This window comes from Spirosoma aerolatum, from assembly GCF_002056795.1.
Taxonomy (GTDB): domain Bacteria; phylum Bacteroidota; class Bacteroidia; order Cytophagales; family Spirosomataceae; genus Spirosoma; species Spirosoma aerolatum.
Genome location: NZ_CP020104.1, coordinates 2,984,440 through 2,996,846 on the forward strand (window position 1 = coordinate 2,984,440; position 12,407 = coordinate 2,996,846).

The 12,407-nt window shown below is 48.9% G+C and carries 11 protein-coding genes; 4 read left to right on the plus strand and 7 right to left on the minus strand.

Translation table 11 applies throughout. From position 1 onward, the window contains the following. Positions 1-7 precede the first annotated feature (7 nt). The 3 genes from B5M13_RS12020 (at position 8) to B5M13_RS12030 (ending at position 1,801) form a co-directional block, all read left to right on the plus strand. Positions 8-355 carry a cupin domain-containing protein gene (locus tag B5M13_RS12020; RefSeq protein ID WP_080055899.1) on the plus strand — a complete coding sequence of 116 codons (348 nt, stop codon included), beginning with the start codon at positions 8-10 and terminating at the stop codon, positions 353-355. Positions 356-450: 95 nt separating this feature from the next. Next, the gene (gene pgl, locus B5M13_RS12025; RefSeq protein WP_080055900.1) at positions 451-1,179 is read left to right on the plus strand and encodes a 6-phosphogluconolactonase; all 729 of its coding nucleotides are present in this window, start codon (positions 451-453) and stop codon (positions 1,177-1,179) included. A gap of 118 nt (positions 1,180-1,297) precedes the next feature. After that, positions 1,298-1,801 carry a methylated-DNA--[protein]-cysteine S-methyltransferase gene (locus tag B5M13_RS12030; protein WP_080055901.1) on the plus strand — a complete coding sequence of 168 codons (504 nt, stop codon included), beginning with the start codon at positions 1,298-1,300 and terminating at the stop codon, positions 1,799-1,801. Between the two features lie 40 nt (positions 1,802-1,841). Here B5M13_RS12030 and B5M13_RS12035 read toward each other — a convergent pair whose 3' ends face one another. The 5 genes from B5M13_RS12035 to B5M13_RS12055 form a co-directional block, all read right to left on the minus strand. After that, a complete protein-coding gene (locus tag B5M13_RS12035) occupies positions 1,842-2,480 on the minus strand; it encodes an outer membrane beta-barrel protein (protein ID WP_080055902.1) in 639 nt (212 codons plus the stop codon). 39 nt (positions 2,481-2,519) lie between these two features. Further along, positions 2,520-4,322 (minus strand): serine/threonine protein kinase, encoded by a 1,803-nt coding sequence (locus B5M13_RS12040; protein WP_170061121.1) that lies wholly within the window; start codon positions 4,320-4,322, stop codon positions 2,520-2,522. Between the two features lie 20 nt (positions 4,323-4,342). Continuing rightward, complete coding sequence (locus B5M13_RS12045) at positions 4,343-5,287, minus strand: Stp1/IreP family PP2C-type Ser/Thr phosphatase (RefSeq protein ID WP_080055904.1); 945 nt, start codon at positions 5,285-5,287, stop codon at positions 4,343-4,345. Positions 5,288-5,300: 13 nt separating this feature from the next. Next, entirely contained in the window at positions 5,301-6,515 is a 1,215-nt protein-coding gene (locus B5M13_RS12050) for a serine/threonine-protein kinase (RefSeq protein WP_080055905.1), read from the minus strand. An 89-nt stretch (positions 6,516-6,604) separates the two neighbouring features. Beyond that, positions 6,605-8,311: a trypsin-like peptidase domain-containing protein gene (locus B5M13_RS12055; RefSeq protein WP_080055906.1), complete on the minus strand. Its 1,707-nt coding sequence runs from the start codon at positions 8,309-8,311 to the stop codon at positions 6,605-6,607. 283 nt (positions 8,312-8,594) lie between these two features. Between B5M13_RS12055 and B5M13_RS12060 the strand changes: the two genes are divergently transcribed. Continuing rightward, the gene (locus tag B5M13_RS12060) at positions 8,595-10,664 is read left to right on the plus strand and encodes a tetratricopeptide repeat-containing sensor histidine kinase (RefSeq protein WP_080055907.1); all 2,070 of its coding nucleotides are present in this window, start codon (positions 8,595-8,597) and stop codon (positions 10,662-10,664) included. On the opposite strand, the gene B5M13_RS12065 is transcribed toward B5M13_RS12060, so the two are convergent. Next, positions 10,665-11,432 carry a nucleotidyltransferase domain-containing protein gene (locus B5M13_RS12065; protein WP_080055908.1) on the minus strand — a complete coding sequence of 256 codons (768 nt, stop codon included), beginning with the start codon at positions 11,430-11,432 and terminating at the stop codon, positions 10,665-10,667. Between the two features lie 18 nt (positions 11,433-11,450). After that, entirely contained in the window at positions 11,451-12,314 is an 864-nt protein-coding gene (locus B5M13_RS12070; RefSeq protein ID WP_080055909.1) for a GIY-YIG nuclease family protein, read from the minus strand. Positions 12,315-12,407 lie beyond the last annotated feature (93 nt).

Consider the following 12,407-nt stretch of genomic DNA (forward strand, 5'->3'; position numbering starts at 1 on the left):
TGTTACTATGACCAGCCAACTTGCTGCCCTTTTTGTCGACGATCAGACGCTGCCGTGGGAAACGGTAGGCGAGGGGGTAAAGCGTAAAATTATGACTTACGATGCCAACCTGATGATGGTCAAAGTAGCCTTCGAGACGGGTGGTATCGGCACACCGCACAGCCACTATCATACACAGATGAGTTATGTGGCTAGCGGGGCTTTCGATATTACCATCGGCGACGAAACACGTACGGTTCGAGAAGGTGATGCCTATTACATTCCATCGAATGTCTGGCACGGGGCTGTCTGCGTCGAAGCGGGTGTACTGGTGGACATCTTTACGCCTATGCGCGAAGACTTCGTTAATAAATAAGGCTTTTTAACACGAAGGTACAGCGCACACAGAGAGATAACTAATAACACTCTGTGTGCGCTGTACCTTCGTGTTAAAACCCAAACTATTAATTTATGCAACTGATTGTAAAAAAGAATCCAGCCGACCTGGCAAAAGCAGCGGCAGAATTTATTACAAAGCGGATCAAAGACGTACTTAAAAAACAGGATCGGTTTACGATTGCGCTTTCGGGGGGCAGCACACCCAAAGCCTTACATGAACTGCTGGCTAAATCGCCTTATGTCGAGCAAATTCCATGGTTACAGTTGCATGTCTTCTGGGGCGATGAACGTTACGTACCGATCGACGATCCACAGAGTAATGCCGGTATGGCCTATGATACGTTGCTGGGCCACGTCTACACGCCTGAATCGCAGATACACGTTTGGCGCACTGACCTGGAGCCTGATGCCGCTGCGGCCGATTACGACCGGGTCCTACATGATTATTTCGGGGAATCCGGCCCAACATTCGATCTGGTACTGCTCGGCATGGGCGATGATGGGCATACCCTCTCTTTGTTTCCCGGCACCGAAGTCGTTCATGAACAAACGGCCTGGACAAAAGCCTACTTCCTAACCCAGCAGACTATGTACCGGCTTACGCTGACTGCGCCTATTGTGAACCGGGCCAGTTGCATAGCCTTTCTGGTGGCTGGACCCAAGAAAGCGGCACCGCTTAAGGAAGTGCTGGAAGGTGAATACAATCCAGACCAATACCCATCGCAGGTTATCAAACCAACGCAGGGCGAACTTGTCTGGCTGGTCGATGCCCAGGCAGCTGAATTGATAACAAAGAAATAAACTGAAATTGAACCGCAAGGACGCGAGGGCGCAAAGAACAGTTTATTAGTTTCCAATTCTTTGCGTCCTCGCGTCCTTGCGGTTCAATCAGTTGCAACGTGTTATAAGAATATCTGCCATGAACACCGTCGTTTTTGAGTCACCACTGGGTTTGGTTCGTGTATCGGGTGATGTCGATGGTGTCTCGGTAATTTCCTGTACTGATGTGTCTCAAACCGAAGGTGCATCGGTAAACAAGCCAGATCAGGCAATGGCTGAGCCGGTTCAGCAGGCAGTACAGCAATTGCAGGAATACTTTGCCGGGTCGAGACAGACGTTTGATTTTCTGCTAAACCCAGCAGGGACCGAATTTCAACAAACGGTTTGGAAGGCGCTGCTCGATGTGCCGTTTGGGACAACACAATCCTACCTGGCCTTATCCCGACGGATTGGCGATGAAAAAGCGATTCGGGCCGTAGCAGCCGCCAACGGACGCAATCCTCTCTGGATCGTCGTGCCCTGCCATCGGATCATTGGTTCAGATGGGTCATTGACAGGGTATGCTGGTGGACTATGGCGGAAGAAGTGGTTGCTGGAACATGAAGGAGCCTTCGCCAAATCGTCGCAGTTGAGTCTGTTCTAATGTAGAGATGCCATACCTGGCGTCTCCTGAACAGATGGTCTTAAAACAATTCACTCAAATAGACGGCTACCCCTGCTGCGATTCGGAATGAAGTGACATCGGCCTTTTGGTTGAGATCGAAGCCGTTCAGCGAGACGGGGTATTTGCCCAGGGTCTGAAAGCTGCCATTTAAGGTGATGGCTACCGGAAGCGATACAAAATACTGAAGGCCAGCCCCCACATGTAAACCTCCGCCTTTAAAAAGCAAATTATCCCGCCCTCCACTTACATTGAGTACCTGATCGGCTTTGCCGGTTTGGTATACATAACCAAGTTCGGCATAAGGACGTAAAGCGCGGGTGGTCGCCGAGAAGTTGAAACGAACCCCGCCCGTCAGGTGGGAAAAATGAAACGATTTGCCTGCAATTTTATCGGGGTTCAGACTTGTGTAGTCGTACTGGCCGAAGACTTCATACCGTTGGTTCAGACCATACCCAATCCGCCCGCCAATGCCAGGGCCGGAGCCTGCATTTTCGTCCAGAAATTGAAAATAATCCGACGACCAGCCCATGTAATGCCCCTGCAAACTCAGGTTCAGCCCTTCGGTAGTCGACCTTTGGCGGATGGTTTGTGCCTGAAGATTGTTGAAAGAAAGTAAGCTCAGGCAGAGAAGTAAACAAGAAAAGCGAAGGAATTGCATGAGGATGATGCGTTAAATGAGGTGAATAAATGGTTAGAGCTAAAAATTCAGGACATCGTCGCCAGTGCGAACCTCGAAGGTTTGTCCGGGGCGAAACACAACCGCCTGCCCTTTGGCTTCGTCGCTGATCGTGGCTGATCGGAGGGCGATTCGTTTGCCATTGACGGCCTCAACGCTATTGATACGAAACTCCAGTAAACTCCGTTTGCGGAACATTTCGCCATCGGCTCGTTTGATGCGACTTACTTCGCCATAAGCGGTAGCCCCACTCTGAATAACGACTTCGCCATCACTGATAACGGGTTCAGTAACCCGAAAACGAATGGATTGGCCTTCCTGTGAGGCATCCGACGACAGCCCTTCTACCAGCGCCAGGTTTACTCGCAAACGTCGGATGATAATTGCTTTTCGAACCGTTGTTTTCGGAGTAACCGTCTCAGATACAGATTCGGATTTGGTCGCTGGGGCGGCTGGATTGGCAGGCGTTTCCGATGGCGTAACTGGTGATCCAGTACCCGATTTTTTAACCTCTGCTGGCCCGGCTACGTATTGTCTGGGGAGTACAGTTTTCGGTTGGGGTACCTTCTCTTTTTTCTCTACTGGGGCAGGTGCCACCGTTTTGGGTTGGGTAGGTAGAGGAACTGAAACGGTGGTTGGTGTTTCCTGAGCCAGTGTAACCTCAGTCGGATGTTGATCGGTCAGTGTTTCGGGTTGCTTAGGCTTCGGTTTTACATCCTGTTTAGGCACAACCGTCTGTGTTTGATCGGCTGTGGTTTGGGGCTTGTCGGTTTGGTCGAAAACGATCAGGCCAATGAACAGAAGCGCCACCAGCGTAAGGCCTCCTGCCAGTAACGTTTGCCAGTTGTCGGAAGCCCAGCGCATAGCTGGTTGACTCCTGCCAGACTCGGTGGCGGCTGGCGTTACTTTTGTTTCGGCCAGTACCGTTTGCCGAACAGGCTGGATATTCCACACATCGGTTGTTGGTGCAGTTGTTGAAGCGGCTAGTTTGGAGGGATCGAGGATGGCCAGTTGCGAATAATACGGTTGGAGTGCCTTCTGAAACTCTTTGGCATCGGCAAACCGCTTGGTCGGATTTTTATCGAGGGCTTTGTGGACAATGGCTTCCAGTTCTTTGGGCACCTGTGGATTCAGCTTCCGAAGCGCAGTGGGTTTTTCCTGAACAATAGCCTGCATCAGCGCGTAGTCGGTACGGCTGGCAAATGGAAGTTTCCCCGATAGCAATTCATACAGGAGAATACCCATCGCGTAGATGTCGGAAGCCGCCGAGGGAGCTTCTCCCTGCACCAGTTCGGGCGCCATGTATTCGAGCGTGCCAACGATGCGGTTTACCTGAGTCAACCGTTGGTTGCCGATCACGCGGGCAATGCCAAAATCCATCAGCTTTACCGTTCCCTCGGGAGTCAGCATCAGATTGGCGGGTTTGATGTCACGGTGTAAGATCCCTTTCCGGTGGGCATGAGAAAGGCCCTCAAGACCCTGTCTGACAATTTCGGCGGCTACTGGAGCGGGCAATGCCCCTGCTTTGCGAATCAGTGCTTCCAGGCTGTCGCCCTCCACAAATTCCATGGCCATGAAATAGTCCGACCCATCCTGCAAAAAGTTGTAAACGACGGCTATGTTGGGATGGTTGAGCCGGGCCAGAATCAGCGCTTCGTTGCGGAAACGTTCCATAAACGAGGTCTGGCTGACGAGGTGCGTATGTAACATCTTAACAGCTACAGGACGTTCGAGATGTGTATCGGTGGCCTGATAAACGGTACCCATCCCGCCCTCGCCCAGCAGCGATTCAACGCGGTAATGGTGGATTAATCGGCCTCTCATGGGGGATTGCATGGTGGTAGTCATTGAGGAAGTTCGACATCACGAGTGAAAGGTAAATCGAATTCGCGGGTTTCTTTGGGTGTAGTTCCTGGGTCGGCGTCGGTACGTTCGGCCAGTACAATCGTAATGTTGTCATGCCCTCCCCGACTCTTAGCCATAGTCACCAGTTCGTCGGCAGCATCGTGAAGATCGGCCTGTTGCAACACGCGGATAAAATCGGCTTCCAGGCAGTACTCATACAGGCCATCGGAACAGAGCATCAGTCGATCGCCCTGATCGAACGGGAGAATGCAGCGCCCCAGATCGACCCGAATATCGGCTTTGGTGCCCATGGCCTGGGTGAGCACGTTGCGTTCCGGGTGGCTGGCTGCGGCTTCGGGTGTTATACCGCCTTTTCGCAGTAATTCCTGAATATAGGTATGATCCTGGGTTAACTGAATTAACTGTCCCGATTTAAACAGATAAGCCCGGCTGTCGCCAACATGGGCAAAATAAAGCTGATGGTCGTGGACAACAATAGCTGTGCAGGTGGTGCCCATACCCCGGAACGTATCGTGCAGTCGGGCTTCGTCAAAAATCTGGCGGTTGGCCACTTGAAACGCCCGACCCAGGTTTTTTTCGATGGTTTCGGTTTGCTGGAAATATTCCCGGTTTATGATTTCGGCGGCCATCTGACTCGCCACCTCACCGGCCAGATGGCCGCCCATGCCGTCTGCTACAAGTAGTAGATGCCCTTTTATTCGCCGAAGCCCTTCATCGGCCAGCCGGACAAACAACCCGGTATCTTCATTATTCTGGCGGACATTCCCCCGGTCGGAAACCACCACAGCGTTGATTTCATCGGCCGAAGGCGTAGGGGCTGGTGGCGTGGTTACCTGGGTTGGTTGGTCGAGTTCCGATTCGGCTGTTTCCGGCAGCGTTGTTGGCTCGTCTTGCCCAAATAGCCATTTGAAGAAATTTTTCATGCTGATGTCGTTGCTATCGGTCGAAATAACACTGATAAATGTCTTTAACTTGGGGTGGTATGGTGTATTGCTGTTCAACACCCCGGTAACGAATGGTAATGGGTGTGGGCTGACCAGGGGTTCGGTTTACCACAAATGGCTCCTGCGATTGCACGCTGCCATCGGGCAAAACCAGTTCAAGCTCATAATCAGCGTTAAGTACTTCGACTTTGACCTGCTCATACCGAACAGGCGGCTTTACAGGCGTATCTGTTGGGTGGTTGATTAATGCTGGCTCGTTCTGCGGACTATTCAGCCAAATCAATAAACCGATGCCCGCTACAATCGCAACCAGCCAGTACCGAAATGATTGACTGGAAAAAGACCATTCGACGGGGGGGAGGCTGAATTGGGCCAATGCTTTTTCGATGATAAAGCCCGATTGAATCGGGTGTTCCAGCAGCGATTCAATCGAATTGGCGGCTGGTCGTCTGGCCGAATTTACAGATAAACACTGGCAAATCAAGTTGGATAGCGCGGGCGAAACGGTTGGGTTAAGTAATTGAGCGCTTGTGAATTGTGCTCGTTCGATCTGTTGGCGTAGCAGTAGCGGATTGGTTGAATTGAACGGTAAATGGCCAGTTGTCATTTCGTAGAGCATAACGCCTAGTGCCCATATATCCGATTTGGAATCGACCTGCGCCCGAAACTGCTCAGGGGCCATAAATTCAGTGGTTCCAACGGCATACCCTACTTTCGTTAACTGAGGGCTGTACTGGCCTTTGGCAATCCCAAAATCGACTAGTTTAACCTGACCGTTGGGCTGAATCTGAACATTGGAAGGCTTCAGGTCGCGGTGTACAATGCCCATTTGGTGCAGGTATGCCATGGCGTTGGCAATCTGCTTGATGATTCGGGTGGCTTCTTCATTACTCAGTCGGCCTTTCCGTTGAATCAGCATCTCTAGCGACAAACCGTTAATCCATTCAATGACCAAAGCCGGGCGATCATCTAACGAGCTGAAATCGTACAGCGCAGCAATGTTCGGATGCGAGATCGAGGCTTGTACCAGGGCTTCGTTGCGGAACCGGGCGGCAAATTCGGGCCGGTACAACACTTTGACCGCTGCCTGTCGGCCTGTTTCACGATGAGTGCCCTTGAACACCTCACCCATACCACCGGCCCCTACATACTCAGTCAGGCGGTAGCCAGCAACAGTGCGGTTTAGGAAGGAGTGAGTGGGTGACATGACGTTGATTGATTTTTCGGTTGTTTGATTTCGGCTTACGGTAGCGAATGCCGTTGCGCTACCGTAAGCCGTTTTACTGTACTCTGTTTTTATTCAACCACTTGCCGACGGCCCATCAATTCCAGTCCGTATTTGATGGGGATAGCGAAGGTGATGCGTGTGGCATCGCCACTGTTGGTACTGGCAGAGAAGATACCGATTGTATTGCCATTTTTGTCGAATACAGGACCTCCGCTGTTACCTGCTCCCGTTGCGTTGGCAGTCAACTGATAGTAGTCGCCAAATTCGCTATAGTATGCGGCTGCTTTACCAGCGGCCTGGCCACGGATCAGCTTGCCAATGTAGCCGGGGGTTACCGTTGCATCAGGGACTTTCACAATCTGTGGATTACGGTTCGAGAAGTCGGACGAGTACTCACCGACGAATACATCGGGCGAAATACCAGGGTAACCCATTACTGTGATTGGCTGACCTGGAGCAATTGTTTTATCGGCATCGAGCACTTTTACTGGTGTGAGCGACTCGCCAATGTCGATCTTGATGACGGCCACATCATGTTTCTGCGAAACGATGGGCTTACCCTGTGCCGGAAACCGCTGTTCGTTTTTGTTGAACGTGACATCCATGTACGTGTTGACGCCATCGATGATTTTGCCCGACATCGGTTTCTTCCCAAAGAACTGGGTTTCGCCGGGTACCCACCGGAATTCCTGAACAGGCTGAGCACTGATTTCCCATCCTTTGGCCCCCTGAACCAGCAGAATGCCAGGGAAAGCATCCTGTGGGAAACTATAATATGAATTCCAGGCGGCTGCTACGTGCCGGTTTGTCATAATATGCCCCTGTGGCGACATTACAAATCCGGTTCCGCTGGCGCCTACCATCGCAATGGGTTTACCAACTGCTACATCACGTTTCAGGCCCAGCAGCGGTTCAATTTTGCCCGGTGCGGTTTCAATGTATACGGCCTTATTGATGATCGAACCATCTTTTAGCTTGATTGGCATATACTCGTGGTAAATGTCTTCGCCCGTCGTATGAACCAGTTTGTAGCCAAATTCGATGAACACAACTTTAGCCGTATTTTCTGAAGCGATTTGTTCGGGGCTCAGGCCATCCTTAACGGGTTCGATAATTTTCGTAGTGTCGTGCTGGTGAATCGTTATTGTTTTAACCTCTGGCTTGATTTTGTCTTTGAACGCATAGGCTAAACCAGAGAGGACAACCAGCAGGGCAGAAACGCCTACCAGCACCGACTTATTGGTTTTCCGGCGCTCGGTCATCATCATCCGCTCCACCGTTTGTTTGCCCAGGCCTACTTTGTGTGGAACCGCCACATCATTGTCATTGGCGGAAGCTGCCGCAACGGTTTCGGCAAGGCTCAGTTCAGTAGTTGGTTTGATAGACGTTGGAATGTCGACTACACGAGTGCTCATCATCAGCTCAGCCGGACGCGGATTCAAATCGAACTGGAACACCGGCCCACCCTGACCTAACTGGATTTCGTCGCCGGGTTGAATTGGGGCCGAACCGGCAATGCGGCTTTTGTTGACGAAAATTCCATTCCGTGAATTGTTATCGACTACCGTGAAGGCGAACTCCTTACCTGGTTCCCGAACAATTTTGCCGTGTTCGCGGGAGACGGCTGCGTCGCGTTCTGGGTCGAACCGTACCACATTGGTAGCTGCCCGGCCGAAGGTCAGTTCATTGTATTTCTTGTAATCGAATTCTTCGACTTGATTAGCTTTGGTGCCAGAGAGGTGGCGGATTACGTAGCGGTTTACAATCGTTGCCATGATTTCGTATCTATCTTGAGGTGAAAAGTTGTTGTCGTTTTGACTAATACAAAGTTGGCGGATTGGGCCTCGGTGGGAAATCGGGAAATGCCCGGATTTCCGTTCAGAAAAACCTATATTTTGTATCTATAGGAAAACCTGTAGATTTACGTAAAGAGTGAAAGGGCGGAAGAGTGAAAGAGTGATAAGGCTTTACTAGTGAGGTAGTTGCCTTGCTTGTTGGCCTTATCGCGCAACCTCCATCCGCTCTTTCGCTCTTTCACTCTTTCGCTCTTTTTTCCCCATGCGCTACCTCTTCTTTCTCTGCCTGAACTGTATGATGGCTGTTGCGCAGAACCCCATCATTGATTCGTTAAAGACCCAGCTAACCAAATTGCCTGCCGACAGCAATCGCGTAAAAACGATGCACGAACTGGCAACTAACCTGTGGTGGAATGGGTACGATTCACTGGCTCGACAGACACTGATGCAGGCGAGGCAGGTGGCCCGAAAAGTAGCCTATAAGCCAGGGGAAATCCGCGCCCGACTTGCGCTGGCTCGAATCGAAGCCGACTATCTGTCTGATACGAAATCGGCCCATGCTCAGTTAGACACAGCGTTGAAAATGGCTACGGCCATTCATGATTTATCGCTGGAGGGGCAAGTGTATTTACGACGGGCGCAACTCTATGAAAACATCATGGACAAGCTGCCTCAGGCCCGAACTCTCCTGGAGCAGTCACTGAAAAAATTTCAGCAGGCACATGACCAGAAATGGGAAGCGCAAGCCTATAACGAAATGGCGATCATGAAAATGGGCGAAGGCAACTATGTAGCGGCTATTAACCTCTGGCTGAATGCCCGACGCCTTCAGGAGAAGATTCAGGATTGGAAAGGCTTACGGTCGACGTTGCCAAATCTGGGTGCTGTATATATTAAACTCAATCGTTACGACGAAGCCATGGCCTGTTTTACCGAAGCAAAGGTTGTGGCCCAACGATTAAATGACCAGATGGTGCAGCACTTCCTAACAGGTCGGCAGGCGGAGATTCTGGAACGCAAAAAGCAGTATACCAAAGCGTTACCGCTCATGATAGGGTTAGTTAAAGCTTATTCTGATCCCTATCAGCCGGCTTCGCTGGCCAGGGCTTATGGCATAACCGGGCGATTGTATATTGAGCTTAAACAGTATGATAAGGCATTAGACTACAGCAGGCTGGCCCAGGCAACCTATCGGAAGACTGTAGAAGATACCCAGGATGTTGTTGAGCACAACGCGCAGAGTAATTTTGGAAAAATATATCTGGCTTTAAAACAGTATGATAAAGCGGCTGCTTCGGCTAAAGTTGGTCTCGATTGGACAAAAGGCGTGAAAGAGATGCGTCCCGAACGAACAGAATACATTCGACAATTGGCAGAAGCATACGACCATCTGGGCCAGCCAGCGAAGGCACTCACGTATTATAAATGGTACAAGGCGGAAGCTGATACCATGCTCAATGAAGAGGCTATGCAGAAGGCAACGGTTGCCAGTATGACCTATGAATTCGAGAAAAAACAGCAGGGTGTTCGGTTAAAACAGGCGCAGCAGGAAGCCCGGATTCAGTCGCTGGAAAACGATAAACTCGAACAACTTCGCAATTTCCTGATTGCTCTGCTGGTTGCGGCTGCGGGTATTCTGGGGTATGTGTTCTGGTCGAACCGGCAGTTGAAGGTTAAAAATGAAGAACTTTCGCAAAAGAACGCAGAGATCGAAGCAGCCCTCTATCGCGGCCAGACCATCGAACGCAAGCGGGTCGCCAGTGAATTGCACGACAGCGTGGCCGCCAAAGTATCTGCCCTGAAATGGCGATTCGAAGCCTTCGATACCGACAGTTTCGACGAACAGCAACTCCGAGAGCACAACCGGTTGCTGGATCACCTGGGTGAGGTATACGACGATATACGGGCCATCTCGCACAACCTTATGCCGGAAATTCTGGAAAAGCAGGGATTGCAGGCTGCCCTCATTAAGCTGACCGATACATTGAATGTCCAGAATCGCACGAAGTTTCAGCTAGCCGTAGAAGAGTCGGGGGAGGATGTGCGGGGGAAAACGGCTTATGAACTCTACGCCATCACACTCGAACTGGTCAACAACATCCTCAAGCATGCCAAAGCGCGTCAGGCCGATATTACGCTGGCCCGTCAGAATGGAATTCTGGCTCTAACCGTCCAGGACGACGGACAAGGTATTGTTTCTGGAAAAGTGCGAAACGGTATCGGTCTACAGAATATTCAATCGCGTCTGGAGCGGCTGGGTGGCACCTGCCAGATCGCTAACCGCGAACAGGGCGGCACGCAGGTAAACGTACAAATTCCGGTGGCTGCGTAGTTACCACACTTCATCCATAGTTTGTTTAAATAATTCGTTCAGTAATTGCGTATTAGGCTGCTCTGGGCGTTCAATACTGTCGATATATTTTGTGTAATAGTGAATTTTTTCTTCTAGGAAATCATTCAGCTTTTTAATTTTCGGTTCTTCTTTTAACTCCTCTCCTGACATTTTTCGTACCAATAGATTTGCAATTTCATTTTTTAATTCTTTATCTGGAACCTGAGAGTCTAGAAGTTTATGGAACTCCATCGGAGCCATTGTATTTGTTTGTTTGATCCAGTCGCAAGCAAGAATAGGCCGAAGTACATAAAAATATTTTTTTACTCGTACCTTATCTCTATGTAAATATTCACGAAAGTTACCTTCTGCCATATGTAGGTAATGGTGGAGGCACGATTTGGGGTTGAAATATTGCTTTGTCAATTCTCTTAATTTACCTGCTGTAGAAAAAGGCTCAAGGTAAACAATAGGGCTCCATAGCCATTCCAGCAAGGGTGGATTTGATTTGCGGAAAAGCCGTAAAGCCTTTTGTAATTCCCAGCCCGCCAAATCAATATCATTTGGTAAAATTTGTTCCTGATTGTCTTTTTTATCATCAATGCTTAAATACCAATCTAGCCTATGAACATAAATATATCTCACATCCCAGTCACTGTTTGCTGAAGCAAAGCCCCAGGCACGACTGCCACTTTCAACGGCATAAAGTATTTTTATATCATGTTGAATTTCTAGCTGTAATAGCTCTGTTTTGATTTCTTCAGTCATAGTTGAAAACGTATAATATTACAAAATCAAGGGAGCTTCTTCTGACTCGACACCTTTTAGAGTTTGTCCATTGGGTAATTTCCATTCAATTAAACCATTAGCACTTCGACCCATTACGATTGCAGCTGCTGTAGATGGACTTCCAAAAATGTAGTCATCCATTAACTCTAATGTATCGCCATTGGGAACGATTAAAGCTTTGTCTATAAGTGATTGGCGTAACTTATTCATTGATGGCGGGAATGATGCTACTGTCGAGGTAGCGATTTTTGAGCCTTTGAATACTAGAAAGCCTTCTGAAGTTGGTTCTCCTTGGGCGTTTGCTCCTCGGGGTGCATTAAGGATAAATACTTCTTGTTTTGGCTTATTTTTAAATTCCCGTTTTTCTTCAAAAATTTTATGGCCTAGTGTGTTTACAAGAATTTTAACATTTTCTAAAAATTCTTCCATCTCAGCTCTATCGGACTCTGAAATGGAAGATTTGGTAGGGATAATCGTATTTTCTAAAATGTACCGATTGGTTATTTTTGCAATCTCATATAGTCGGTTTTCCAAATATTTTATATGTGCTTTATTTAGATTTTCATCCTTACTTATAAACACAATAACTTCATTCCAAAAGTCTTTTTGAGTCAAATGCTGTGATAGCCTTTTTAAAATATTTTCTGCTTCGCCTATATATACTTGATCGACACCTTCTTCATTCTTGCCTAAAAGAAAGTAAATACCTGTATTAGCTAGATCACCTCTATCAGTACACTCCTTGATGTTGATTCGGGGTATTTTATAAGCTTTACCTGTCCAATTGGATAATTCACAAGACATACGTCCGTTGGGGTCTCCATCAATAAGAAATAATTTTATTGTCTTTCCGAATTTCATGCTATCTACTTTTCTTTTTTTACTTCAATTTGCCGGAAGAATTTACCGTATTATCAACGGTAGTTTCAATTAATTTTCAGTGCCTACTTATCT

Coding starts and splice junctions, on each gene's coding strand:
- B5M13_RS12055 (WP_080055906.1), bottom strand. CDS start 8,311: ATGGCAACGATTGTAAACCGCTACGTAATCCGCCACCTCTCTGGCACC.
- B5M13_RS12050 (WP_080055905.1), bottom strand. CDS start 6,515: ATGTCACCCACTCACTCCTTCCTAAACCGCACTGTTGCTGGCTACCGC.
- B5M13_RS12020 (WP_080055899.1), top strand. CDS start 8: ATGACCAGCCAACTTGCTGCCCTTTTTGTCGACGATCAGACGCTGCCG.
- B5M13_RS12040 (WP_170061121.1), bottom strand. CDS start 4,322: ATGAGAGGCCGATTAATCCACCATTACCGCGTTGAATCGCTGCTGGGC.
- B5M13_RS12065 (WP_080055908.1), bottom strand. CDS start 11,432: ATGACTGAAGAAATCAAAACAGAGCTATTACAGCTAGAAATTCAACAT.
- B5M13_RS12045 (WP_080055904.1), bottom strand. CDS start 5,287: ATGAAAAATTTCTTCAAATGGCTATTTGGGCAAGACGAGCCAACAACG.
- B5M13_RS12060 (WP_080055907.1), top strand. CDS start 8,595: ATGCGCTACCTCTTCTTTCTCTGCCTGAACTGTATGATGGCTGTTGCG.
- B5M13_RS12070 (WP_080055909.1), bottom strand. CDS start 12,314: ATGAAATTCGGAAAGACAATAAAATTATTTCTTATTGATGGAGACCCC.
- B5M13_RS12035 (WP_080055902.1), bottom strand. CDS start 2,480: ATGCAATTCCTTCGCTTTTCTTGTTTACTTCTCTGCCTGAGCTTACTT.
- B5M13_RS12030 (WP_080055901.1), top strand. CDS start 1,298: ATGAACACCGTCGTTTTTGAGTCACCACTGGGTTTGGTTCGTGTATCG.
- pgl (WP_080055900.1), top strand. CDS start 451: ATGCAACTGATTGTAAAAAAGAATCCAGCCGACCTGGCAAAAGCAGCG.